Here is a 24,688-nt window from a genome sequence, read left to right on the forward strand (position 1 = left end):
GGATTACGATACCATGTAGTTTCTGAAATGCGCAAGCCGATGGGTAGGTTTGGTCCAACCAGCCCCTCATCCACAACACGGAGCCCATCATGGATGACGTCATCATCATCGGCGGCAGCTTTGCCGGTCTCGCCGGTGCCCTGCAACTCGGCCGTGCCCGCCGTAAGGTCACCGTTCTCGATACCGGCCTGCCGCGCAACCGCTTCGCCGGCCACTCGCATGGCCTGCTCGGCCACGATCACAAGCCACCGCTGGACATCCTGGCCGAGGCGCGGCGGCAGCTGGCGCGCTATCCCACGATCAAGCTGGTCAATGCCCGGGCCGACAGTCTCTCCGGGGCCATCGACGATTTCTCCGTCCTCACTGGCGATGGCGGAAGCCTCGGCGCGCGCCGCCTGATCCTGAGCTATGGCGTCGCCGACCAGATGCCTGATGTTCCGGGCTTTGCCGAAGGTTGGGGCACGTCCATCGTGCCCTGCCCCTATTGCGACGGCTTTGAAGTCGCCGGCCAGCATTGGGGCCTCGTCTGGTCCGGCCCACAGTCGATGAATCAGGTCAGGCTGTTCCACGATTGGACCGACAGGTTGACGGTCTTCGCTGATGGTCACGACATTCCGCCCGATATCCGGGCCGGTCTGGCGCGCCGCAACATACCTGTCGTCGACGGCCGGATCAGCGAGATCGCCCATCACGGGGGGCACAACGCCACCGTCAAGCTCGATACCGGCCCCAATGTCGCGGTCGACATCCTGTTCGCGCATCCGCGCAACAAGCCGTCCGCAAGCCTGCACGAATCACTGGGCCTCGCCACGGTCGATACGCCCCTCGGCGTAATCCTCAAGGTCGACGAGCGCCGCGAAACCAGCATGCCCGGCATCTACGCCGCGGGCGACCTCGCCAACCCCCTCACGCCGCCATCGGTCACCCTGGCAATATCGCACGGCGCGACGGCTGGGATCTCCGCCCAGCAGTCGATGCTGGTTTGAGAGCGCAGAATCCCTTCTCGGGGTGCCGCGGGCTATCATATTCTGAAGGCGAGGTTACGGAACGCCGGCCCGCTCTCCCCTGAGAGGCATCTTTGGCCGGTTGGCTTTGGGAACTCAACTGCGCTGCCTCCATGACGGCGATCGCCGACATCGGTTATCAAGCTCAATCACGTGGAAAGCATGAACCACGTCGACGTCGACACCGCCGGCGGGCTTACGGCACCCGGTGGCGGGAGATTCGCCACCGCTGTCGGTACCCGATGCTGCGACGCTACTTTGCAGAACGGTCGCGCCCAGCAGCGCTTCTGGCGGAAGTCTCAGGCGGCTACGACGCGGGCCAACAGTGACGCGGCCTCGGTGCCAGCCAAGCCAAGGTCGCGGACGCTGCTCATATGATTGGCCCCGCCAAGGGTCGTGCGCGAAACAGTCAGTCCCTGTGTGTCAAGGTGGTCCGTGAAGAGTGCGGCCTGGCTGTGGAACGGCGGCGTTTCATCGGCGCCGACCGAGATATCTACGCCCACGGATGGATCGAAACTGTGGTCGATCGGCGAGAATCGGCGGGCCTCCTCGTCGGTGATCGCGATCTCCGCGGCAAGGAACGACATCTGCAATGGCTTCAGGTCGTAAAGGCCGCCAAGCAGCAGCGCAGCTTTGATGCCGGAAGGCCGCTCGTCACCGTCGAAAAGCATTGTTGCCAGATGCGCACCGGCGGAATGACCGCTAACGGTCAGCAGGCCGGGATTGCCGCCATGGTGTGCGACATTGTCAAATACCCATCGCTTGGCGCGGCGCACCTGGTCGACGATCCTGGCCATCCTGACGGTCGGCATCAGCGCGTAGTCGACAATGACCGCGATCGCGCCTGCGTTCGTAACGGTCTCGGCGACGTAGGAATAGTCGCGCTTGGAGAACATGCGCCAATAGCCCCCGTGGATGAACATGTGCACCGGCAGGCGGTCCCGTTTGCCCTCGGGAAAGAACAGATCGATGGTTTCGGTGGCGTCAGCCCCGTAGGCGACATCGGCGACCATGGGAACGTTCGCCCTGGTCTCCTCGCTTCTGCGAACGATCTCGGCGACCATGTCGTCGAACTCGACCACATGATCGCGAATGCGAAACGGATCTTTGGCGGGATGTCCGCTCACAGGGTCACGGCGATGTACTTGGCCTCCATGAACTCGGCAACGCCATGCTTCTGGCCGCCTTCTCGCCCCAACCCGCTTTGCTTGACTCCGCCGAAGGGCGCCGCCGGATCCGACATCAGGCCGCGGTTGAGCGCGATCATGCCCGACTCGATCTTTGATGCCACGCGCATTCCTCTGGCCAGGTCGCGCGTGTAGATGTAGGCCGCGAGACCGTATTCTGTGTCGTTGGCCTTGGCGATGACCTCCGCCTCGCTGTCGAAGTGCATGATCGGCGCCACCGGACCGAATATCTCCTCGTGGAGCATGGCGGCGTCGGCCGGCACGTCCTTGAGCACCGTTGGCGGATAGAAAAAGCCTCTGCCTTCAGATACGCCGCCGCCACACAGGATTTTGGCGCCGCGGGCAACGGCGTCCTGCACAAGCCGGTCGATCTTGTGCACAGCCTTCCTGGTGATCATCGGCCCGCATTCTGTGTCTGAGTCTGTGCCCGGGCCCAGGTTGAGTGCCGCCATGCGTCTGGTCAAGCCTTCCGCGAAAGCATCATGGATGCCGGCCTGGACGTAAAGCCGGTTGGCGGCCGTGCAGGCTTCACCGGCGTTGCGCATCTTGGCAACCATCGCACCGTCAAGGGCGGCTTCCAGGTCGGCGTCGTCGAAGACGATGAAGGGTGCGTTGCCGCCAAGCTCCATGGAACAGGAGATGACGTGTTTCGCGGCTTCGGCCAGCAGCACGCGGCCGACGCCGGTCGAGCCGGTGAAGGACAGCTTTCGCACGCGCGGATCGGCCAGCATGGCCGCCGTCACCGGCCCGGGGGTCGAGGTCGTCAGGACGTTGACGACGCCGGGCGGCACGCCGGCCTCCTCGTAGAGCGCCGCAAGCGCATAGGCCGTCAGCGGCGTCTCGCTGGCGGGCTTCAGGATCACCGTACAGCCGGCCGCCAGCGCCGGAGCGATTTTACGTGTCGCCATGGCGGCTGGGAAATTCCATGGCGTGATGAGCACGCAAATGCCGATGGGCTGGTAGTCGACAATGATCCGGTTCGCGCCCGAGGGTGCAAGGCCGAACTCGCCGTTGATGCGGACCGCTTCCTCGGCGTTCCAGCGAAAGAACTCCGCCGCATAGGCGACTTCGCCGCGCGCATCGCGCAGCGCCTTGCCGTTCTCCAGCGAGATCAGCGCGGCCAACGTCTCCGCCCGTTCCGTCATCAGTTCGAAGCAGCGTCGCAGGATTTCCGATCGCCTGCGTGGCGGGGTCTCGCGCCAGCCGGCCGCCGCCTTCGCGGCAGCGTCGACGGCGGCGGCGGCATCAGTGAGCGTTGCATCGGGAACCGCAGCGATCACGGCTTCAGTCGAGGGATCGACCACTTCGATCACGCGGCCCTCCGATGAGGGCCGCCAGCGTCCGCCAATGTAGAGACCGTGCGAGACCGTGGCGTAGTCGAACATATCTTGATCCCCGTCGGATATGCCTGCGGCAATGTTCATTGGATGAGCTCCTGGTCGATCACATCGTGGTGGCGGACATGTCGCCGTCATAAGCAGCCCTGACCAGCTGTCGCATCGCGGTAAGGTCGAACGGGCGGGGATTGTTCTTGATCAACCGGTCGATGCCCAGCGCCTGCTCAGCCGTCCAGTCGATCTTGTCTTCGGGAAGACCCAGTTCGGCCAATGTCGGTGTGATGCCGATGGCGCCAAACAGCCGGCTCACCTCACGGATGGTGGCGTGCGCCAAGGCATCGGCGTCGCCGCCGCCCTGATGGGAAAGGCCGAGAGCAGTGCCGACTTCCGCAATCTCCGCGGCTGCTGCGGCCAGATTGTAGGTCATCACGTAGGGCAGCATCGTGGCCACTCCCAGGCCATGCGGGGTGTGGGTAAGCGCGCCAACGGGATACTGCACCGCATGGGCGGCGGCCGTTCCCGCCGTGCCGAAAGCGCAACCGGCGGCCAGCGCTCCCATCATCACCTCGGCGCGCGCATCCTCGTCCGATCCGTCGCGATATGCCTTTTCCAGACTGCGGCCGAGCAGCCTGATGGCCAAAAGCGCGAAATGATCGGTCAGAGCGCTCTTGCCGATGAACACGTGCTGTTGCGGCAAATGAGGGTCGGCGCCGCGTTTGGCCGCTGTGAAGGCCTCGATTGCGTGCGTCAGCGCGTCGGCGCCGGCGATCGCCGTCAAGGATGGTGGACAGGTCACCGTCAGATCCGGATCGCAAAGCGCCACTGCCGCGATGAGATGCGGACTGGCGATACCCACTTTCAGCGTCCGATCCGGGTCGGAGATCACGGCGACGGGGGTCACCTCGGAGCCTGTTCCAGCCGTCGTCGGCACTGCGATCACCGGAAGGGTAGGGCCGGGTACCTTGAACTCGCCATAGTAGTCCTCGAGCTTGCCGCCGTGGCTGAGCAGAAGTGCAGCGCATTTGGCCATGTCGAGGCAACTGCCGCCCCCGATGCCGATCACCATGTCCGGCTTGAAATCCTTCGCCTGCGCAATGCAGGTGGCGACGCTGTCGCGCGGCACATCCGGCAGCGTTCGGTCGAAGACCAGCGCCTCGATCACCGCGTTGTGCAAGCCAGCCAGAATCTCGGCGAACTGCGACGTCGCCGCGAAGCGCTCATCGGTACAGACGAACGCACGCCGTCCATATTTGGCGGCAATGGCAGGCAGGACATGGCGCTGGCCTTTGCCAAATAGAATCTCGCTCGGCAGGCGCGCCGCTGCAAACAAGCTCATGCACAAGATCCTGCGAAGACGGATTGGAAGCCGACAGGCTTGGCTTCGTGCCAGAGGCCGACCTCGGCGCTGCAGGTCATGATCATGCGATACCCCTCTAATAAAATCGTATAGGATATAGGATTGAGTTTCGCGGAGCATCATGTTAGTGGGTGGTTCTGTCAAGAGGCAAACGATGCAGAACACGGACCTGACGGTTGACAATGAAGCCCGTGCGACCGGTCGTATTCAGCGCGCCAACAGTCTGGCTGGCGACGTTTACGAAGCAATCTTCGCGCAGCTCATGTCTTTGAGGATTGCTCCGGGATCGCGCATCACCGTCGACAATCTCGTCAAGGAATTCAACGTCTCGCATACCCCAATTCGTGAAGCGCTTGGCAGGCTGGAGGGGGAAGGGCTGGTTCTGAAAACCCACCTGATCGGCTATCGCGCCGCCCCACAAATCACCCGCCGGCGCTTCGACGAGCTTTACGAGCTGCGTCTATTGCTTGAACCTGCCGCCGCGGCCAAAGCCACCGCAACAATGGACGGCGAGCGCCTTGCCGCGCTGCAGGAGGCGGCCGGCGTCATGGCTCGGCGGGTGGGGAAAGACGAACGCCTGCGCTATTCGAACTTCGCCCGTCAGGATGCGATCTTCCACGACAAGATCGTCGAGTTCGCCCAAAACGAACTCATTCGCGAGACACTGAATCACCAGCATACCCACTTCCATATCTTCCGGCTGATGTATCACTCCAGGGTGACCGAAGAGGCGCTCGACGAGCACGAGGCTATTCTCGCTGCCTTTGCCGCGGGCGATCCGGACGCCGCCGAAAAAGCCATGCGTGCGCACATCGAAAATTCGCGGGACAGGCTCCTGCCTGCGTTCGAGTAGCCTGGCGATGTTGCTTGCCCGAGGGACCCTCAAGCGCGGCGCGCCGCTGTTCGCCCAGCCTGCCGCCTACGAATTCTACTCCCCGTTCTGAGCCGATTTCGATACCGGGAAGGAGGCGCGCAGTGCACCTCGCCCCTGAAACAAGCCGAGAGGAAAAGACATGCCAGCCAAAAAAATCCTGATGCTGACCGGTGATTTCACCGAGGAGTATGAAATCTTCGTCTATCAGCAGGCGATGGAAGCGGTGGGACACACCGTTCATGTCGTGTGCCCCGACAAAAGCGCCGGAGACATGATCAAGACGTCGCTGCACGATTTCGAGGGCGATCAGACGTACACCGAAAAGCCCGGCCACAATGCGCTGATCAACAAGACCTTTGCCGACGCCGAGAAGCAGCTGAGCCAGTACGACGCTGTCTATTGCGCCGGCGGTCGTGGCCCCGAATACATCCGCACCGACAAGCGGATACAGGCAATGGTGCGCCATTTCCACGAGGCGAAAAAGCCGATCTTCACGATCTGCCATGGCGTCCAGATTCTGATCGCGGTCGACGGCGTCGTGCGCGGCAAGAAGGTGGCGGCGCTCGCCGCTTGCGAGCCGGAGGTGACGCTTGCCGGCGGCACTTATATCGATTTGTCTCCCACCGACGCCTATGTCGATGGGACCATGGTTTCAGCCAAAGGCTGGACCGCGCTTGCGGCGTTCATCCGTGAATGCCTGAAGGTGCTGGGAACGGAAATCCACCATTCTTGAACCGTTTGTCCCGGCGCCTCCCTGGGGGGGTGCGCCGGCGCCCTCAACGGCGCGGCGACTTCCGTCATTTCATCAAGTTCAGATCAGGAACCTGCGGCAGGTGTGCTCCAGAACCTTGTGCCATCATCACCTCGGACGCCTTCAAGGCGCTGCCGCATCGCGTGCGTGCACCAGCGCGCCATCCTCGTTGAGCTTTCCCAGCTTGACGGGTGCGAACCCGAGTTGATGGACTCAATGGGAGGTCGACATGAAGTCGGCGCCCGGGAGCTGTCAGGGCTTCACGAACCGAAACGCGAAGCGATCGGTCTCGCCCTTGATCGCGGGATCGAACACCTTGATCGAGTGCGGGTCATCCTTGTTCGCGAGCACGGTGCTTTCCGCGTCCAGTACGAAGCCGGCCGCCTCCACCTCCTCGCGGACGAATGCAGGGTCGATCCGATGCAGCGACCGGGTGTCGCTCGTGCCCGACCCAGTGGCGGCGGCGTGGTCGACGATAACGTAGGACCCACCGGGTTTCAGCCGCTTGTAGACAGCTCGATTGAAGTCGGCCGCCGTCGCACCCTTCTTCTGGACCAGGGCGGTGTGAAGATCGTGGTAAAACAGGTGCAGCCATAGGACATCGGCTGGCGGCGTGACCTTCGGCATCGCGACGAGATCCGCCGAGGCGGCTTCGACGTTCTCTCGGCTCGGCTCCTTCGCGAGCGTCCGCATGAGGCCGACCGGATCGTTCTTGAAGTGGGCGACTTCGGCCGGCACGAAGCTGTAGACCCGCCCCTCTGATCCGACGATGTCGGAGAAGAGGCGCGTCCAGTCTCCGTCGCCAGGGTAAACGTCGATCACGGTGGAGCCCGCCTCGATTCGTGCGAACCGGATTAAATCGGACACCTTGGATTGGTCGTACATCGAAATTTCCTAGTGGATATTCTTCTGGGTGCTCATACTGATTTCTCCATTTGCTCGGATCGGATCGGGCTTGATCCGATCCGAGTTCCGATCGCGTGCGTCGTCTCTTTGCCGGGGACGTCGCGCTCGTCAGTCGAATTTGACCAAGTCCTTGAAGATCAGATGACCCCAGCTGTTTCCGCGCGCCTGGACCAGCAGGCCACCTTCCGACACCCCGCCAAGCTTAATCGGCGCGAAACCGAGATTTTCCGCAAGCTCCCCAGTCTGTGTTGCGGCAGCATCATCGTCGCTTGCCAAGAACACGACCCTCCGGCCACCATGTACGGCCGGATCCTGATCAAGCACCGGGGCGACCAGATGGTTGAAGCCCTTGACCAGTTTTGCGCCAGAGAAGGCCTGCGCGATTAACTTGGAAGAAGGTTGTCCTCCCAGTTCCTCAGGGGGCACGCCATAGGCATTGGTCACATCGATGATCGTCTTCCCCTGCCAGGTGGGGAGCGCCTTCGCAACATTCGGGTGCGCCTCGAAGCGGACAGCCAAAAAGATGATGTCCGCCTTGATGGCTTCCGCCAGTTTTTTGGGGATGATGGTGGGTCCGATCGCGGCCGCATCGGCGGCAAAGCTTTCCGGGTCGCGTGTGGTTGCAACGGAAACTTCGATGCCGTTTCGGGCAAACGCCTTGGCAAGGGCCCGTCCGATATTGCCGAATCCTACGATTGCATAGTTCATAGTATTTCTCCGATCTGGTGCTAATGCCGGGGTCAGACTTGCGCCATGCCCCCATCGACGGCGAGATCCACGCCGGTGACGAAAGAACTTTCATCGGAGGCGAGGAACGTGACGGCAGCAGCGATTTCCTCTGGTTTGCCCCTGCAACCCATTGGGATCTGTGACGCAAACTGGGCGGCCGCTTGCTCGGCTTGCTCAGGGGTAAGGCCAGTCGTTGTCTCCAAGGCCGGCGTCTCGATTGGTCCCGGACTCATTGCATTGACGCGGATTTTGCGGTCTTTGAATTCCAGTGTCCAAGCGCGCGCGAAGTTGCGTACAGCCGCCTTGCTCGCGGCGTAGGTACTAAACCCTGGAAGCCCCAACACGTTCGACACTGAAGAATTCAGGATGATCGAACCGCCGTCTTTGAACAGGGGAAGGGCCTTCTGCACCGTAAAGAACAGACCCTTCACGTTCACATCGAAGGTCTGATCAAAATGTGCCTCGGTAGCGACGGCGAGCGGTGCGATCGTCCCCGCGCCGGCGTTGGCGAAGAGAATGTCGATATGACCATGTTTCACCTTCACGACGGCATAGAGGCGATCCAGATCTTCCAGGAGCGACACGTCACCCACGACCGTCGTAACGTTTTTCATGATGAAGGCTGCGGCCTCCTTCAACTCCTTCTCTCTTCGCCCGGTAATCACGACGTGCGCTCCTTCTTCTACGAAGCGCTTGGCTGTGGCCAATCCGATCCCGCTGCTTCCGCCCGTGATGACTGCGATCTTGCCTTCGAGTTTTTTCATAATTCTTTGTCTTTCGTTGCGCGCGGCCCAGGTACGGACCGCGCTGGGGGTCAGAGTTGAGCCAGGCCGCCGTCGACGGCGACTTCGCTGGCGGTCATGAAGCTGCTGTCCGGCGACGCGAGAAAGGCGGCCACGGCCCCGACCTCCGCCGGATTGGCCATGCGCTGGAGCGGGGTCATCGCGCCGTAGGCCTTCTGGCCTTCCTCGCCTAACGCCTCCTTCGCGAGTTCGGTCGCCGTCGCTCCGGGCGACAGCACGTTTACGCGGATGCCGGTGCCCTTCAGGTCTTCCGCCCAGGTCCGCGCCAGGTTGCGCACTGCCGCCTTGCTCGCGCTATAGGCAGTGAACCCCGGAGCGCCCGTGGTGCCGGCGCTCGACCCGGTCAGGATGATCGAACCGCCCTGGCTCATCAGCGGCAGCGCCTTCTGGACCGTGAAGATCGTACCCTTCACATTGGTGTCGAAGGTTTCGTCAATGTGCCTGGCGGTGATCTGGCCGAGCGGAAGCGGGCTTCCCGCCCCGGCATTGGCGAAGACGATATCGAGGCTTCCGCGCTCGGCCTTCACCGCAGCGTAGAGTCGGTCGAGGTCGGCCTCATCCGAGACCGAGCCCTTAACCGCGCGGGCACTAGGCCCAAGGTCAGCCACGGCGGCGTTGAGCGCTTCCTGCCGGCGGCCGAAGATGAAGACGAAGGCGCCCTCCTCGATAAAGCGCTTGGCTGCGGCGCGGCCGATGCCCGTAGCGCCGCCAGTTATCACAGCGGTCTTTCCATTCAGTCTGTTCATGTCATGCATCCTTTGTTTCGCCGTCTCGTATCTTTGGCTGTACGGGAAACTCCCGCGAGAGCCTCAAGATGGGTTCGCCGAAGTCGGGCGGTGAGTGCGCAATCGCGCACATCGCTGGTGCGAAAACGATCCAGCTAGATGATTGAACGCCGCGGCGACCGCACGAACTACGGCTGATCGTGTTAGTATGGGCTTTGCAAGCCGCACTTCGCTGCGCAGGAATGCACCATGATCGACTGGGATGACGTTCGCTACTTTCTTGCCGCCGCGCGCGTAGGCTCGGTGCGTGCTGCCGCCGCACACCTCGGTGTGAACCACTCGACCGTGCTGCGACGCATTGCTCAACTCGAGGAACGCCTCGGGGCGCAGATGTTCGAAAAGCTGCCTTCCGGCTACCGCTTGACGGCTGCGGGCGAGGAGGTCCTCGATCTCGCGACCCAGATGGAAGCGTCGTCGCACCAACTGGAGACGCGAGTCTTCGGTCGTGACCAGAGCGCGCGCGGGCTTTTGCGGGTGACGCTTCCACCGTTCCTCGCCACACACCTGCTCATGCCGGATCTCGCCGACTTCGCGCGTTTGCATCGCGACATCGAGATGGAAATCTTGTCGTCCGGTGAGCTGGCAAATCTGACCAACCGAGAGGCCGACGTCGCGATCCGCATTGTCGCCGACCGCAAGACCCTGCCGCTCAATCTTCACGGCCTGAAGGGACCGGAGCTGTTCAGCGGCGTCTACATGTCTCGCGATCGACTAGCCGCGTGGCGTGCGGGCACGCCTGATCCCATCCGGTGGATAGGCATAGACAATCATGGAATTCCGGACTGGGCGCGCGAGGGAGAAGTTCACGTCACGGGAGTACCGTTCAGGACACCTGACGCCGAGACGCAGATCATCGCGGCGCACCAAGGGATTGGGATAACGAAACTGCCGTGCTTCGTCGGAGATGCCGACCCCCTGCTGGTGAGGGTGCCGGGGATCGACGTGCCCATGCATGGGACACTGTGGCTTCTCACGCAAGGCGAGACACGCAAGACGAAGCGGGTGCGGCTCTTCACCGAGTTCGTATCCCGCAGGCTCGCCGCGTACGCTCCGCTTCTCTCGGGGCTGTCAATATCGCGCGACTGACGCCCGGCAGGTCGGCCGGCAACGCTTCCCGCAATCCGGGTGGAAGCCGAGCCGCGATGGCTTGAAGCGGCGTGTTCAATCCGCGAATCCAGTGGGAGTAGGGAAACGGCGGCAGTAGCGTAGAGGTACCAGCCTAAGCTCGACCTCTTCCCACACCATGACCAGACAACGATGCCACCGTCTTCAGCGCGCCATCGAGCATGTCGCCTTTCTCGTCTTTCAGCGCAGCTTCGCGCAACCGCCTGATCCAGTCGGCAGCGTCATCGCGGCTCCTGACCAGATCGAGCGCCGACAGCACGCGATCGAATTTGGACTGGGCGCGGAGGTGGGTGTCGCTGTAGCCCTTGATCAGCCGGCGGCAGTTCAAGATTTCGACGGCGAGCGCGTAGTCCTGAGGCGCGTGGCTGAGCGCCAGCGCATACCAGCGCTCCAGATGCGCCGTCTCGACCTTGTGGCGCAACAGGCGCCGCCGCCAGCGGCGCAGGCCGCCAATCAACCAGAGGACCGCAAAGCCGGCAAAGCTGTCGGTGCGGATGCGCCGGCCGCGATTGATGCGCCGGTCGAGAAAGCCGGCAAGTTTCGGCCGGTTCTCGATGTAGCTGCCAAACCCCGCCGGCAAGGTGCCGCAGAACTCCTCGATGCGCGGATGGAAATATTCGGTCACTTGCAGGATGGAGCCGTCCTTGACGCCCACCTCCTTGCGCACCCGCCGGTCACGCGTCGAACGTGTCTTGAGATCGGCGACGCGGATCATGTCGTCGTAGCACAGCGCGTTGGCCAGATGCTTGGCGGCAGCGATGGACAATGCATGGGCATGTTCAGCGCTATCCAGCGCGACCGCCTGGTCGAGCCGGTCGAGATACTCGCCGCCATAGGAGATGTCCTGGTAGTCGACGACCTTTCTCAGGCCCCGGAGCGCCATGTCGCGCACCGCCGCGGGCATCAGGTCGATGCGGGCGGCCAGCGCCTGCCAACCCTGCAGCAGGTTCGGCGGACCGCTCACGCGCCCTGCACCCGGAGCGGGGTCGACCGTGGCCGGTTCTGCCGGCTGTGGCGCGGGGGCCGTCGTACCGCGCGCGCGGTCGTAGGCGACGGCGAAGGCAGCAAGGCTGGCTTTCGCACCCCGGCCGCCGGCGCCGATCGCTTGCTCATAGCTTTCACGCGTGAACGGCAATGCGTCGGAGCCGGCCAGCGCGCCAAGCAGACTGGCCGAGATCATTGAGCCATTGTCCGCGGCGATCTTTTCCATGTCGAAGGCGATGAAGCGTTTCGATCCAGCTTCCGCCGTCGCGCGTACCTTGGAAGACGAGGCCCGGCCGTCACCCGGCTCGATCTTTTCCGACACCGCGGCGATACGGTGCGAGGAGGTGATCAGCGTGGTGCGATCGGGCGTGACGAAGCCCCTGATGATGGCGCGGCCGGCTTCCATCAGCTCGGCGGCGATCAATATGTCGACATCGCCTTGCGAAGGCGAAAGGGCAAAGACCGGCAGCCGGCCGGTGTCGCGGGCCATCTCGACGTAATAGATCGTAGCGCCGGTGCGCTGGGCGACGCCGGCGACCGAGGTCGATTGCGCGACATAGGAATTGCGCTCGGCGACATCGGTGATCCAGTCGGCGAGCACGCCGCCGCCCTGGCCGCCGACCGCGAGCAAAGCGAGTTTGATCACCGGCTCGGTATCGGCGGCATCGGATTTCGGGCGCAAGGGCGAAGCCTGGTCAAGCATCGGCGAACGTCAACCTGCGGCTTTCACGGCGCCGCTGCAGCAGGCCGATCACGGCGCGGCGCGTGCCTTCCAGAAAACGATCCCAGCGGCGGGGATTGTGCACGACATCGGCGCGGTAGAAGGAAGGGCACAGCACCGCTGCATCCGCCACTTCACCGCAATTGCCGCAGCCGACGCAGCTCTGGTCGATCGATGCCACCGGATCGTCGCGCAACGGATCGTCGAGCGACTTTACCGACAGCGACGGGCAGCCGGACAGCCGCATACAGGCATGGTCGCCGGTGCAGATATCCTCATCGACGCCGAACTTCGGCTTGACGACGCGAGTCCCACCCTTGATCGCCTTGTCGACCAGCGGCTTTTCGCGGCGCTGGCGATTGAGCATGCATTCAGACGAGGCAACGATGACCTTGGGACCCTTTTCGTCCGTCGTCAGCGCCTCACGTAACGTGTCCTGCATCTTGGTGATGTCATAGGTGCGGTCGACATGGCGCAGCCATTTGACGCCCATGCCCTTCACCGCCTCGGTGATCGGATGCTTGGTCGACTTGGTCTTGTTGCCCGCACGCGACGACAGGATGTCCTGCCCACCGGTGGCGGCGGAGTAAAAATTGTCGACGATAACGATGACGCCGTCGTTCTTGTTGAAGACCGCGTTGCCGATCGAGGAGGTCAGGCCATTGTGCCAGAAGCCGCCATCGCCGACGAAAGAGATCGACCGCCGTTTGGCGTCGGGCGAATTGAACGCCGATGCCGATGCCGGCCCCAGCCCGTAGCCCATGGTGGTGGCGCCGAGCTCGAAAGGCGGCATGATCGAGAACAAATGGCAGCCGATGTCGGATGCGATGTGGTGGTTCCCGAGTTCCTGCTCGACCAGCTTTGTCGCGGCAAAAATCGGCCGCTCCGGGCAACCGATGCAGAAGCCTGGCGGACGTCCCGGCACGACGTTGATCAGGTCCGCGGCGTCAACGCCGTCGCCGACCTTGTTGGGCGCGCGCACCTCACCCGGCAAGAGATGCGGGGCCTCGGCGCGCAGGAAGGCGCCGATGCCGTCCAGCATGACCTGGCCGGTATATTCGCCGGCCATCGGCAGATACTCCTTGCCGACCAGCCTGGTGCCGCGCCCGGCCTTGTGCAGCATGGCGGCAAAGGCCTGCTCGATGTAGTTGGGCTGGCCCTCCTCGACCACGAGCACCGCCTGCTTGCCTTCGCAGAAGGTGAGGAACTCGTCATCGATCAGGGGATAGACGGCGTTGAGAACGTAGAGCGGCACATCCGTCTCGCCATAGGTGTCGGCAAGGCCGAGCCGCTGCAAGGCGCGGATGACCGAATTGTACATGCCGCCCTGCATGACGATGCCGACCGAGCCATGGTCCGAACCGAAGAATTCGTTGATCTTGTTCTTGGCGATGAACTCCACCGCCGCCGGCCAGCGCTTCTGCACCTTCTCCTTCTCGTGCAGGAAGGAGGCGGGCGGCAACACGATGCGGCCGGTGTCGCGGCGCGGCGCGTCGAGCGCATCGGCCACCGTCATCGGCGGGCGCTTGTTGTCCTTGGCGATGAAATGGCCATGCACATGGCAGCAGCGGATGCGCACCTGCAGCATCACCGGCGTGTTGGATGCCTCGGACAGCTCGAAACCATCCTCCACCGCCTTGACGATCGACGGCAAATTGGGGCGCGGGTCGAGTAGCCAGACCTGGCTCTTCATGGCGAAGGCATGGCTGCGCTCCTGCATGATCGAGGAGCCTTCGCCATAGTCTTCGCCGACGATGATCAGCGCGCCGCCGGTGACGCCGCCGGAGGCGAGGTTGGCCAGTGCGTCGGACGCGACATTGGTGCCGACGGTCGACTTGAAGGTCGCCGCACCGCGAATGGGGTAATGCACCGAGGCCGCCAGCATGGCGGTGGCGGTGGCTTCCGAGGCGCTCGCCTCGAAATGCACGCCGAGTTCGCCCAGAATCTCCTGTGCGTCGGCCAGCACGTCCATCAGATGGCTGATCGGCGCGCCTTGGTATCCGCCGACATAGCCGACGCCGCATTGCAGCAGCGCCTTGGTGATGGCGAGAATGCCTTCGCCCGCAAATTCCTCGCCGGCGCCGAGCCTGAGTTTTTCGACTTCCTTGGCAAAAGAGCGTTCGGCCATTTTTCCAACCTTCCGTTGCCGGCGGTGCGGCCGGCGCCTAACGTCTAGATGTCGTGCTTGCGAATGTTCTTCAGCATCTTCTGCAATGTGGCGATCAGCGCCGCGTATTCGGCGTCGTCGACATCGTCGAACATCGCCTCGAACGCGTCATGCATTGCCGGCCAGGCGCGCGCGAACTCGGCGCGGCCGTCATCGGTCAGGAAGACATGGCGGATGCGGCTGTCTGTGACGCCTTGCTCGCGCCGCACGAAGCCTTGCCCTTCCAGCGTGTCGAGCGTGCGGCTCAAGGTCGACTGCTCGATGACGGTGTAGACCGAGAGGTCGTTGACGGTGACACCGTCGGTGACCGACAGCACGGCGAGCGTGCGGACCTGCGGAATGGTCAGGCCCTGCTTGCGGAAATCGTCGCGCAAGGTGGCGTTGTAGCGCCCCATGATGCGGTTCATCAGATAGGGCGCGAATTGCTGCAGGCCGATCTGGCCAAGCGTCGAAATGCGCTGGCGTTTTTCTGCGACCTTCTGCTCCATCACAGCCTGCCCGCCAGAAGAAAGCCGGAGCCGCCGCCGAGCCCTGCACCCGGATGGGTGGAGGCGCCGATGTGATAGAGGTTTTTGATGCCGGTCTGATGGTTGCGGCTGGTCTTGAACGGCCGCCACAGGAACGACTGGTCGATGGTGGACGACCCGCCATACGGGTCGCCGCCGACCAGATTGATGTTCATCGCTTCGAGATCGGCCGGTGAATAGGCGCGGCGCGCAATCACGCTGCCCTTGAAGCCATCGATGTGGCTGGCGAGAATGGTTTCGACGCGGTCGGCGTAGGCTTCACGCAGCGCCTCGGTCCATTGTCCGTCAGCCGGTGCATGCAGCGTGCCTGCGGCGTCGCCCTTGATGTGCCTGGGCGCCTCGGGCAGTTGCAGCCACAGGATCGCCTTGCCCTCCGGGCAGCGCGACGGATCGAGCGCATGCGGCTGGCCGACGCAGATGGTCGGCACTTCGGGCAGCATGCCGCGCGCCGCCTCGTTGCAGGCTTTCGAGACGCCATCGAGCCCCGGCGTCAGGTGCAACAATGCCACCTGGTCCAGGCCATCACCGCGCCATGCCGGCGGCTTGTTCAGCGCATAGTGAATCTGGAAATTGCCTTTGCCGTAGCGATATTTCTGTGTCGCTTCTACATCGGCCTTGGGAGCCTCGCTGCCGAGCAACCGGTGGTAAAGCTGCGTCGGCGTGACCGAACAGATGACGCTCTTGTTTGCTGTAATCGTTTCGCCCGAGGCGAGCCGTACGCCGGTCGCGCGGCCACCGCTCTGGACGATCGAGGCGACATCGGCGCCGGTGCGGATTTCGCCGCCGCGTTCACGGATCAAGGCTTCGAAGGCGGCGAGCAGGTTCTTCGCCCCGCCCTTGACGATCGGCGCGCCGGCCGCTTCCAGCGCGAAGGCAATGACCTTGGCGATCTGCCCTGAGAAAGCATCTTCCGGTCCAAGCCCGGCATGCAGCACCCAGGGCGCCCACAGCGCGCGGATTGTCTCGGACTGATAGGTGCTTTCCAACCAGCTGCGCGCCGGCACCAGTGCCTCACCCAGAAAAGCGGCAAGGCCACGCGGGCTGCGCCGCCAGGCATCGCCGGCCAACAGCTTGGCTGTCGGATAAGACCACAGGCTGCCGCCGAGCAGGCCGAACAGCAGGCCGGCATTGCGCTCGATGCTGCCGACATCGTCGGCGTGCCGGTCGCCATCGCCGGGGGCGATCGCATTGATTGCAGCGACGTTGGCGGCGCGGTCGGTGGTGAGCACGGCATGGCTGCCGTCCGGCCGCAGCACGCCGGTTGGCGTGCCGGTGTGACAGAACTCCAGCCCGTGCCGCGCGAGATCGCTGCCCAATGCCGCAAAGGCCGGCGAGGTGATGAACAGCACGAAGGTGGTCGCCATCACGTCATGGATGAAGCCGGGCGCGGTGATCTCCTCGGTACGCATGCAGCCGCCGATACGGTCATTGCGCTCGAGGACGAGCACCTTCGCGCCCTTGCCGCCAAGCATCGCCGCGCAGACCAGCGCGTTGATGCCGCTGCCAACGATGATGTGATCCGGCTGGCTCACCTCAGCGTGCTTTCTCAGCCTTTCGACACCAGCGCCAGCGCGCGGATCGGGCTGCCGGTGCCATGTTCGATCTTGAGCGGTGCGGCGATCAGGATGGCGCCCTTCGGAGGCAACTGGTCGAGGTTGCAGAGGCTGGCAAGGCCATAGCGGTTGGCCTTGTGCATCAGCGTGTGGGCTGGAAATGGCGGCTCCATGCCGCCGGCCTTGCCGGCATCGGTGCCGATGGTCTCCGAGCCCCAGCCCTTGATATCCTTGCTGATCAGGAATTGGATGGCTTCGGCCGTCGGACCTGGCGTGTGCGGGCCGGTCTCGTTGGCGTTGAGGAACTCGGCTTCCGAGCCATTGCGCTTGTACCAGTCGGTGCGCATCACCACCCATTCGCCGGCATTGATCGTGCCATGCTTGGCTTCCCATGCCTTGATGTGGGCGACGGTGAGCAGGAAATCGTGGTCGGCGGCTGCTTCCTTCGAGCAGTCGATGACGTTGACCGGGCCGACGAAATTCTGCGCCGGAATGGTGTCGGTGGCGCCGTCCGGATAGTCCTTGCCGCTGATCCAGTGCTGCGGCGCATCGAAATGCGTGCCCGAATGCTCGCCGAGCTTCAGCCAGTTCCATGCCCACCACGGACCGTTCTTGTCGTAGCGGGAGATGTTGTGGATCTCGACCTTCGGCGTGTCGACGGCAAGCTCCGGCGGCAGCTTGATCAGCGGCGTGTCGGGTCCGAGCGGCGCAGAGAGGTCGACCACCTTGATGGCGCCTGAAAGCAGTTGGCCGGCGACTTCGCCGAGGAGTTTTTGCGTGTCCATGGTCTGAAGTTCCCTCTTGTCGGTGATGATCAAGGCTCGTCTCGGCCCTTAATATCCTACTAGACGAAAACATATGCATCTGCAATTATCTTTAAGCATAAAGGAAATGGGAACGGGGCGTGAGCGAGTTCGACGCCATCTTTGTCGGGGCGGGCCACAACAGTCTGGCATGCGCTGCGCATCTGGCACTCAAGGGCTGGAAAACCGGGATTTTCGAGCGCAGTGCAGCAATCGGCGGCACCGTCCAGACACACGAATATACGCTTCCCGGCTTCCGGCACGATTTCGGTGCAATGAATCTGAGCCTGTTCGCCGGCTCCACCTTCCACCGGAAATATGCAAATGAATTGAAAGCACAGGGTCTTGAGTTCGCGCCGGTCGCCGACTGTTTTGCCAGCGCCTTCCCGGACGGACGCTGGTTCGGCGTCAGCAACGATCTGGAAAAAACCACCGGCCGCATGGCCGCTTTCTCCACCGCCGATGCCGCGACCTGGCGTAGACTGGTCGCTGCCTTCCCGGCAGAGGCCGAGCATCTGTTCCGGCTGCTGGGCTCGCCGATGAGTGCCCGCGCGCTTGCCGGCACCGCCTGGAACCTGTGGCGCAAGAAGGGCATGTCAGGCGCGCTCGATACTGGTAGGCTTTTGCTGTCATCGCCGCGCGCCTGGCTGGAGGAAAATTTCGAGTCTGCCCATGTGCGGGCAACGCTCGCCACCTGGGGCATGCATCTCGACTTCGCCCCCGACATCGCCGGCGGCGCCGTGTTCCCCTATCTGGAATCCATGGCCAACCAGACCTTTGGCATGGTGCTAGGCAAGGGCGGCGCCGACACGATCATCCGGGCGCTGGCAGGTATGGTCACCTCGGCGGGCGGCAAGATCGTCACAGGGACAGAGGTTGCCGAAATCACCGTTTCCGCCGGCAAGGCGACCGGCGTGCGGCTTGCGTCCGGTGAGACGCATACGGTAACCAAGGCGGTCATTGCCGGCGTCGCGCCCAGGGCGCTGACCGGCAAGTTGCTGCCCAACGGTTCCGGCGACACCGGCTTCGATGTGGCGATGCAGAAATTTCGGCACGCGCCGGGCACGATGATGATCCATCTGGCGCTCGACGACCTGCCGGACTGGCGCGCCGGGGCCGAGCTGCGGCAGTTCGCCTATGTGCATCTGTCGCCCTCGCTCGACGCGATGTCGCGCACCTATCAGCAGGCGATGGCGGGCATGCTGCCGGACGAACCGGTGCTGGTCGTCGGCCAGCCGACAGCGGTCGATCCGTCACGCGCGCCGCAGGGCAAGCATGTGCTGTGGGTGCAGGTGCGCATGCTGCCCGCCGAAATCCTGGGCGATGCGGCCGGCAAGATCGCGCCCGCGCATTGGGATCAGGTCAAGGACGTCTATGCCGAACGCGTGCTCGACACCATCGAGATCTACGCACCCGGACTGCACGCGAAAATCCTCGGCCGTGCAGTGTTCTCGCCAATCGACCTCGAGCGTGAGAACCCCAATCTCGTCGGTGGCGACCAGGTCTGCGGCAGCCATCATCTGGCGCAGAACTTCTTGTTTCGCCCGGCGCGCGGCTATGCCGGCTGGAACACGCCGGTCGCCAATCTGCACCTCACGGGCGCCGCGACATGGCCGGGCGCCGGCAGCGGCGCGGCCTCGGGCTACATGCTCGCGCAACAGCTTGGCGGGAGGTAGCTCGGAAGATTTCAGGAGGGCGACGAGAGGCAAGGCGCTGCTGCCCACGAAGCCTGAAGCTATGAACTGGTAGTGCCGCGCAAAGACAACAAACAACAAGGGGAACGACCATGACAATCAACAGACGCGAATTGCTGGGATACAGTGCCGCGGCACTTGGTGCGGCCGCAATCGGCCTGCCGCAGATCGCCAAGGCAGCGGGCGAACTGACCATCGCCTATAACGTCAACCTGCCGTCCTGGAATCCGACCACCGGACCCTCGGCCGTCAACCCGACGATCCAGGGCCTCTACCAGTCGGTGTTCGACCAGTTCATTCCGCAAAAGCCGGACCTGTCCTTTGCGCCTGGCCTGCTCACCGAATGGGGCTGGAACGAGGATCGTACCAAGGTGACGATGACGGTGCGCGAAGGCGTGACCTGGCATGACGGCTCGCCCTTCACGCCCGAGGACGTGGTCTGGTCGCTGCAGCGGGCGGGCGACGAAAAGACCGGCAATCCGATCCAGTTCGTCTGGAAGAACGTCAACAATTTCAAGATCGACGGCAACAAGATCACCGGCGACGTCGTGCAGTTCGATCCGGTCTATTTCAAATGGATGTCGTTCCTGACCGGCTACATCCTGCCGAAGGCCTATTACGAGAAGGTTGGCGCGGAAGGGTTCGAGAAGGCGCCGATCGGCACCGGCCCGTACATGGTGGAAAAATTCGAGCGAAATGCTTTCCTCCGACTGAAGGCCAACCCGCACTATTGGGGCGACAAGCCGGCCTTCGAGAATGTGACGATCAAGTTCGTCACCGACGCGGCGAGCCGCGTTGCCGAGATCGAATCCGGTTCCTCGCAGGTGACGCTGGAGGTCCCCTATGAAGAGTATGACCGGCTGATCGCCAAGGACGGGCTTGCCGGCTCGTGCAAGCCTGTTTCCGACATCGGCATGATCTTCTTCAATGACATTGAAGCGATGCTGGACAAGAACGTCCGCCAGGCCGCTGTCATGGCTGTGGACAAGGAGCTTCTGGTCAAACGGCTGCTGCGCGGCTATGGCCAGCCGATCGCTACGCTGGAGACCCCGGAGTACACGGCCTTCGATGCCTCGATCAAGGTCGAGCACAATCCTGAAAAGGCCAAGGAGCTGCTCGCGGCTTCCGGCTATTCGCCGGAAAAACCGGTCAAGTTCACCTTCCAGACGACCAAGGGCTTCAAGCCCAAGGATTATGAGATGATCCAGGCAATCGTCGGCATGTGGCGCAAGGTCGGCATCGAGGCGACGATCGAGGTCTACGAGATCGCCAAGCACTATGAACTGCGCGCCGCCGACAAGCTGGCGCCGGCCGCCTTCTACAATTGGGGCAACGCCATCGGCGACCCTACGACGTCGACGGGTTTTGCCATGTATGGGCCGAGCCCGCACTCGGTGTGGGACAGCCAGGACCTGACCGACATGATCAATCCGCTCTGGGGCGAGAAGGACGAGGCCAAGCGCATCGCCGGCTGGAAGGCTGTCGACAACTATATCGCCGAGCAGGCCTATGTGCTGCCGTTGATTCAGTATGCGCAACCGATCGTGCATGCCAAGGGCGTCAACGTGGTGCAGCATGTGTCCGGCGCGCTGCTGCCGGCGCTGATGACCCCGGCCTGATATCGGCTTGTGGGCGCCACCCTTCGCTGAGCGGCCCCCTCATCCGGCCCTTCGGGCCACCTTCTCCCCGCTGGGGAGAAGAGACCAGCTCAGCTGTCCGTGACCTCTTCTCCCCTTGGGGAGAAGGTGGCCGCGAAGCGGACGAATGAGGGGGCTCTTCGTTAGAAACGCACTGGGCCAACACCAGAATGCTCCTGCAACGATTCCTGATCCGTCTGCTGACGATGCTGATCACGCTGTTCGGCGTGGCTGTCGTCGTCTTTGTCGTGATCCGCGTCGCGCCTGGTGACCCGATCGCCATGATGCTGCCCCCCGGTGCGACAGATGCCGACATCGACCGGCTGCGTGCACTCTACGGGCTCGACAAGACCATCGTGCAGCAATTCTTCATCTGGCTGTCCGGCGTCGTCAGGGGCGATTTCGGCACCTCGATTTCGCTCAGGCAAGATGTGCTCAGCCTCGTCTTCAATCGTTTGCCGGCAACGCTGGAACTTGCCATCATCGCGCTCGTCATGGCGGTTGGGCTCGGCGGCACGACGGCGATCCTCGGAGCCCGCGAGCGCGGCACGGCGGTCGAAGCCGGCATCGATATCGCCAGCGGCGCCGCCCTTTCCATTCCCGATTTCCTGTGGGGCCTCGTGCTGATCCTTTTGTTTGGCGTGCTGGTGCCGATCTTCGATATCTCCGGCCGCGTGTCGCCGCAGCTCGACCTCCCCTTCGTCACCCAGTTCTATTTCTTCGAGAGCTTGCTTCGGCTGCGCCTCGACCTGACCTGGGATCTGCTGAAGCACATGCTGATGCCGGCAGTAGCCTTGGCATTGCCGCTGGCCGCAATCATCGCGCAGTTGCTGAAACAGTCGCTGAAGGAAGTGCTGGACCTCGACTATGTCGTGCTGGCGCGGGTGAAGGGGTTTTCGGAAACGCAGGTTATCCTGCGCGAGGCGCTGAAGAACGCTGCCTTGCCGACACTGACTCTCGTCGGCGTCCAGTTCACCTTCCTTGTCGGCGGCACGGTCATCGTCGAGCGGCTGTTTTCCTACGAAGGGCTCGGCAATATGGCGATCGATGCCGTCATCAACCGCGACCTGCCGCTGATCCAAGGCATCGTGCTGGTGTTCGCGCTGCTGTTCGTGCTGATCAATCTTGCAGTCGACATGATGTATGCGCTGCTCAATCCGAGGCTGCGCCATGGATGAGGCACGCATGGCCCGGCGCGGATTGGGCCCGAGGCTGTGGCTGGCCGGCGGCTGGCTGCTGCTGGCGCTTCTTGCCGCGATGTTCGCGCCGCTGGTGGCGCCGCAGGACCCGCTGGCGCAGGATCTGATGCTGGAGCGGCTGCCGCCCTTCTGGCTCGATGGCACCGAGCCCGGCTATTGGCTGGGCACCGACAGCCTCGGCCGCGACCTCTTGTCCCGGCTTATCTTCGGCGGCCGCATCGCCTTCATCGTCGCTTTTGCGGCGGCGATTGCCGCCTGCCTCGTTGGCTCGACACTCGGACTGGTCGCCGGCTATTTCGGTGGCTGGGCCGACCGGATCATTTCGCGCATCGTCGATGTCTGGATGGCGTTTCCGCCGGTGCTGTTCGCCATCCTGCTGGTCGCGGTGCTCGGCACTGGTCTCAGCTCCGTCATCCTCGCCATCGCCATCATCGACTGGACGCGCTTTTGCCGGGTGATCCGCGCCGAAGCGATGGGCCAGTCGCGCATGGACTACGTCGAGAACGCCCGCATCGCCGGCTATGGCCGCATCGGCATCATGCTGCGCGAGGTGCTGCCCAATGTACTGCCCTCGATCGTGGCGCTGCTGTCGCTGGAAATGGGCATCGCCGTCATCGTCGAGGCCATCCTGTCCTTCGTCAATCTGTCGATCTCGACCGACGATCCCACCTGGGGCGGCATCATCGCCGAGGGCCGGCTGTCGATACATCAAGCCTGGTGGGTGCTGGTGTTTCCGCTTGTCACGCTGATCCTCACCGTGCTGTCGTTCAGCCAGTTCGGCGAGGCGCTGAAGACACGCTTCGATCCGGTGCTGCGATGAGCGCTTGCCTGGATATTGCCAATCTGAGCGCCGTGCTGCCGAACGGCCAGCGAGTGCTGCGCTCGGTGTCGCTTTCCGTGCAGCGGGGTGAGGTGCGTGCTCTTGTCGGCGAGAGCGGCGCCGGCAAGACGATGATCGGCAAGGCGGTGCTCGGTGTGCTGCCGTCAAGCGTGCGCATCGTCGAAGGCGCCATGCAGCTCGAAGGCCAAGAGCTCGGCAGGCTGCAGCCCAAGGCAAGGCGTACGCTGATCGGCGCCCGCACGGCGCTGATCCCGCAGGATCCGTTGACTGCGCTCAACCCGTCGCGCCGCATCGGTCCGCAGATGACTGACCGGCTGGTGCGCATTCTCGGCTGGAGCGGTGACAAGGCGGACAAGCGGATCCGGCAATTGTTGGATGAAGTGCAGATCCGCGATCCCGACCGGGTGCTGAAATGCTATCCGCACGAGCTGTCCGGCGGCATGCGCCAGCGCGTGCTGATCGCCGCCGCCTTCGCCGCCGAGCCACGGCTGATCGTGGCCGACGAGCCGACAACCGCGCTCGACGTTACCGTGCAAAAGCAGATCCTGCGCCTGATCGCCGAGCTGCAGCGCGAGCATGGCACCGCGATCCTGTTCGTCACCCACGATCTCGGCGTCGTTGCAAAGATCAGCCAGAAGGTGTCGGTGCTTTATGCCGGCAAAGTGGTGGAGGAAGCCGAGACGGCTGCTCTCTTCGGCGCCCCGCAGCACCCATACACGCGGGCACTGATGGCCGCGACGCCGCGTTACACAGATCCTTTCGCCTCGCTGATGCCGGTGGACGAGACCGTGCTGGCCGGGCTTGCCGCTGAGATCGACGCGGCAGACCAGGCGTGGAGGCGGCCGCATGGTTGAGCCGCTGTTTTCCGTCCGCGGGCTGAAGGTGGCGCTGCCCGACATGACCCGCAAGCCGCTGATCGGCCGCGCGCCGCTGGCCGAGATTTTGAAAGGCCTGGACTTCGATTTGCCGAGGGGTTCGGTGACCGGCATCGTCGGTGAATCCGGGTCCGGAAAATCGACGCTCGGCCGCACGCTTGTCAGACTTCTGGAGCCGAGCGTCGGCAGCATCCATTTCGAGGGCCGCGATATCGCCCATCTGCCGGATGCAGAGCTGCGACCTCTGCGCCGCGACCTGCAGATGATCTTCCAGGACCCGATGTCGTCGCTCAACCCGCGTCGCACCATCGCCCGCATCATTGCCGCGCCGCTCAAGCAGAATGGGCTTGGCGACAGGCTTAGGGAACGCGTCGCCGAGGCATTGCATCGCGTCGGCCTGCCGCAAAGCTTCGCTAGTCGCTATCGTCATGAACTGTCGGGCGGGCAGCGCCAGCGCGTCGGAATTGCGCGCGCGTTGGCGCTTTCGCCGAAATTCGTGCTGGCCGACGAGATCGTCTCCGGCCTCGACGTATCGACGCAGGCGCAGATCCTCACCCTTTTGGAGAGACTGGCCGCGGAGATGGGGCTGACGGTCGCCTTCATCAGCCACGACCTGTCGGTCATCCGGCGGCTGTGCCAACAAGTGATCGTCATGCGCGAGGGCAGGATCGTCGAGGCGAGCGCCACCGATGCGCTGTTCGACAATCCCAAGGAGACCTACACGCGCGACCTGCTTGCCGCCATCCCACTGCCTGAGATCGACGCGGACTGGTTGCGGCCAGCAACGAAAGCGCCGGCATAGGACTGTTCACCCCCCACGCCGAACAGC

22 protein-coding genes and 1 pseudogene are annotated in these 24,688 nt (G+C 63.5%); 11 read left to right on the forward strand and 12 right to left on the reverse strand.

What is annotated here, in order from left to right; genetic code table 11:
* Nucleotides 1-89 precede the first annotated feature (89 nt).
* Nucleotides 90-986 (forward strand): NAD(P)/FAD-dependent oxidoreductase, encoded by an 897-nt coding sequence (locus NKI88_RS10375; RefSeq protein ID WP_023740534.1) that lies wholly within the window; start codon nt 90-92, stop codon nt 984-986.
* A 317-nt stretch (nt 987-1,303) separates the two neighbouring features.
* On the opposite strand, the gene NKI88_RS10380 is transcribed toward NKI88_RS10375, so the two are convergent.
* From NKI88_RS10380 to NKI88_RS10390, 3 genes are read right to left on the reverse strand one after another with little or no spacing between them, the layout of a single operon-like run.
* Nucleotides 1,304-2,131, reverse strand: a complete 828-nt coding sequence (locus NKI88_RS10380; protein WP_352654970.1) for an alpha/beta hydrolase — start codon at nt 2,129-2,131, stop codon at nt 1,304-1,306.
* A complete protein-coding gene (locus NKI88_RS10385) occupies nt 2,128-3,576 on the reverse strand; it encodes an NAD-dependent succinate-semialdehyde dehydrogenase (protein WP_352655042.1) in 1,449 nt (482 codons plus the stop codon). The genes NKI88_RS10380 and NKI88_RS10385 overlap by 4 nt, the downstream gene beginning before the upstream one ends.
* Before the next feature lie 58 nt (nt 3,577-3,634).
* Nucleotides 3,635-4,864: an iron-containing alcohol dehydrogenase gene (locus NKI88_RS10390; protein WP_352654972.1), complete on the reverse strand. Its 1,230-nt coding sequence runs from the start codon at nt 4,862-4,864 to the stop codon at nt 3,635-3,637.
* 175 nt (nt 4,865-5,039) lie between these two features.
* On the opposite strand from NKI88_RS10390, the gene NKI88_RS10395 reads away from it, so the two are divergent.
* Nucleotides 5,040-5,738: a GntR family transcriptional regulator gene (locus NKI88_RS10395; RefSeq protein ID WP_023667782.1), complete on the forward strand. Its 699-nt coding sequence runs from the start codon at nt 5,040-5,042 to the stop codon at nt 5,736-5,738.
* A gap of 160 nt (nt 5,739-5,898) precedes the next feature.
* On the forward strand, nt 5,899-6,492 hold the full coding sequence (locus tag NKI88_RS10400) for a DJ-1/PfpI family protein (protein WP_023667783.1): 594 nt from the start codon (nt 5,899-5,901) through the stop codon (nt 6,490-6,492).
* 270 nt (nt 6,493-6,762) lie between these two features.
* On the opposite strand, the gene NKI88_RS10405 is transcribed toward NKI88_RS10400, so the two are convergent.
* The 4 genes from NKI88_RS10405 to NKI88_RS10420 form a co-directional block, all read right to left on the reverse strand.
* Nucleotides 6,763-7,395, reverse strand: a complete 633-nt coding sequence (locus NKI88_RS10405) for a class I SAM-dependent methyltransferase (RefSeq protein ID WP_023751775.1) — start codon at nt 7,393-7,395, stop codon at nt 6,763-6,765.
* Nucleotides 7,396-7,524: 129 nt separating this feature from the next.
* Nucleotides 7,525-8,124 carry an NADPH-dependent F420 reductase gene (locus NKI88_RS10410; protein ID WP_023732290.1) on the reverse strand — a complete coding sequence of 200 codons (600 nt, stop codon included), beginning with the start codon at nt 8,122-8,124 and terminating at the stop codon, nt 7,525-7,527.
* Between the two features lie 32 nt (nt 8,125-8,156).
* Entirely contained in the window at nt 8,157-8,909 is a 753-nt protein-coding gene (locus NKI88_RS10415; protein ID WP_352654975.1) for an SDR family NAD(P)-dependent oxidoreductase, read from the reverse strand.
* A 50-nt stretch (nt 8,910-8,959) separates the two neighbouring features.
* Entirely contained in the window at nt 8,960-9,694 is a 735-nt protein-coding gene (locus NKI88_RS10420) for an SDR family NAD(P)-dependent oxidoreductase (protein ID WP_352654977.1), read from the reverse strand.
* A 228-nt stretch (nt 9,695-9,922) separates the two neighbouring features.
* Between NKI88_RS10420 and NKI88_RS10425 the strand changes: the two genes are divergently transcribed.
* The gene (locus NKI88_RS10425; RefSeq protein WP_023667788.1) at nt 9,923-10,819 is read left to right on the forward strand and encodes a LysR family transcriptional regulator; all 897 of its coding nucleotides are present in this window, start codon (nt 9,923-9,925) and stop codon (nt 10,817-10,819) included.
* Nucleotides 10,820-10,952: 133 nt separating this feature from the next.
* Here the strand turns inward: NKI88_RS10425 and NKI88_RS10430 are convergent, their stop codons facing one another.
* Genes NKI88_RS10430 through NKI88_RS10450 form a run of 5 tightly spaced genes read right to left on the reverse strand, consistent with a single transcriptional unit; the run spans nt 10,953 to nt 17,595 of the window.
* The gene (locus NKI88_RS10430) at nt 10,953-12,545 is read right to left on the reverse strand and encodes an indolepyruvate oxidoreductase subunit beta family protein (protein ID WP_352654979.1); all 1,593 of its coding nucleotides are present in this window, start codon (nt 12,543-12,545) and stop codon (nt 10,953-10,955) included.
* Nucleotides 12,538-14,691, reverse strand: coding sequence for a thiamine pyrophosphate-dependent enzyme (locus NKI88_RS10435; protein ID WP_352654981.1), 2,154 nt, complete (start codon nt 14,689-14,691; stop codon nt 12,538-12,540). The genes NKI88_RS10430 and NKI88_RS10435 overlap by 8 nt, the downstream gene beginning before the upstream one ends.
* A gap of 44 nt (nt 14,692-14,735) precedes the next feature.
* Nucleotides 14,736-15,218, reverse strand: coding sequence for a MarR family winged helix-turn-helix transcriptional regulator (locus NKI88_RS10440; protein ID WP_023667791.1), 483 nt, complete (start codon nt 15,216-15,218; stop codon nt 14,736-14,738).
* Complete coding sequence (locus tag NKI88_RS10445; protein ID WP_352654983.1) at nt 15,218-16,789, reverse strand: phytoene desaturase family protein; 1,572 nt, start codon at nt 16,787-16,789, stop codon at nt 15,218-15,220. Before NKI88_RS10445 ends, NKI88_RS10440 begins: the two co-directional genes overlap by 1 nt.
* Before the next feature lie 14 nt (nt 16,790-16,803).
* On the reverse strand, nt 16,804-17,595 hold the full coding sequence (locus tag NKI88_RS10450; protein WP_352654985.1) for a cyclase family protein: 792 nt from the start codon (nt 17,593-17,595) through the stop codon (nt 16,804-16,806).
* A gap of 119 nt (nt 17,596-17,714) precedes the next feature.
* On the opposite strand from NKI88_RS10450, the gene NKI88_RS10455 reads away from it, so the two are divergent.
* From NKI88_RS10455 to NKI88_RS10480, 7 genes and pseudogenes are all read left to right on the forward strand, one after another.
* Entirely contained in the window at nt 17,715-19,289 is a 1,575-nt protein-coding gene (locus tag NKI88_RS10455; RefSeq protein ID WP_352654987.1) for a phytoene desaturase family protein, read from the forward strand.
* Between the two features lie 110 nt (nt 19,290-19,399).
* Complete coding sequence (locus NKI88_RS10460; RefSeq protein WP_352654989.1) at nt 19,400-20,926, forward strand: ABC transporter substrate-binding protein; 1,527 nt, start codon at nt 19,400-19,402, stop codon at nt 20,924-20,926.
* A 33-nt stretch (nt 20,927-20,959) separates the two neighbouring features.
* Nucleotides 20,960-21,072 (forward strand): annotated as a pseudogene (locus tag NKI88_RS31830) (endonuclease domain-containing protein); the annotation flags it as partial.
* A gap of 42 nt (nt 21,073-21,114) precedes the next feature.
* Nucleotides 21,115-22,122 (forward strand): ABC transporter permease, encoded by a 1,008-nt coding sequence (locus NKI88_RS10465; RefSeq protein WP_352654993.1) that lies wholly within the window; start codon nt 21,115-21,117, stop codon nt 22,120-22,122.
* The gene (locus tag NKI88_RS10470; RefSeq protein WP_352654995.1) at nt 22,115-22,963 is read left to right on the forward strand and encodes an ABC transporter permease; all 849 of its coding nucleotides are present in this window, start codon (nt 22,115-22,117) and stop codon (nt 22,961-22,963) included. The genes NKI88_RS10465 and NKI88_RS10470 overlap by 8 nt, the downstream gene beginning before the upstream one ends.
* Nucleotides 22,960-23,838 carry an ABC transporter ATP-binding protein gene (locus tag NKI88_RS10475; RefSeq protein WP_352654997.1) on the forward strand — a complete coding sequence of 293 codons (879 nt, stop codon included), beginning with the start codon at nt 22,960-22,962 and terminating at the stop codon, nt 23,836-23,838. The genes NKI88_RS10470 and NKI88_RS10475 overlap by 4 nt, the downstream gene beginning before the upstream one ends.
* Nucleotides 23,831-24,661 carry an ATP-binding cassette domain-containing protein gene (locus tag NKI88_RS10480; protein ID WP_352596942.1) on the forward strand — a complete coding sequence of 277 codons (831 nt, stop codon included), beginning with the start codon at nt 23,831-23,833 and terminating at the stop codon, nt 24,659-24,661. Before NKI88_RS10475 ends, NKI88_RS10480 begins: the two co-directional genes overlap by 8 nt.
* The last annotated feature ends 27 nt before the right edge of the window (nt 24,662-24,688 follow it).

Source organism: Mesorhizobium sp. M0317, assembly GCF_040321555.1.
Taxonomy (GTDB): Bacteria; Pseudomonadota; Alphaproteobacteria; order Rhizobiales; family Rhizobiaceae; genus Mesorhizobium.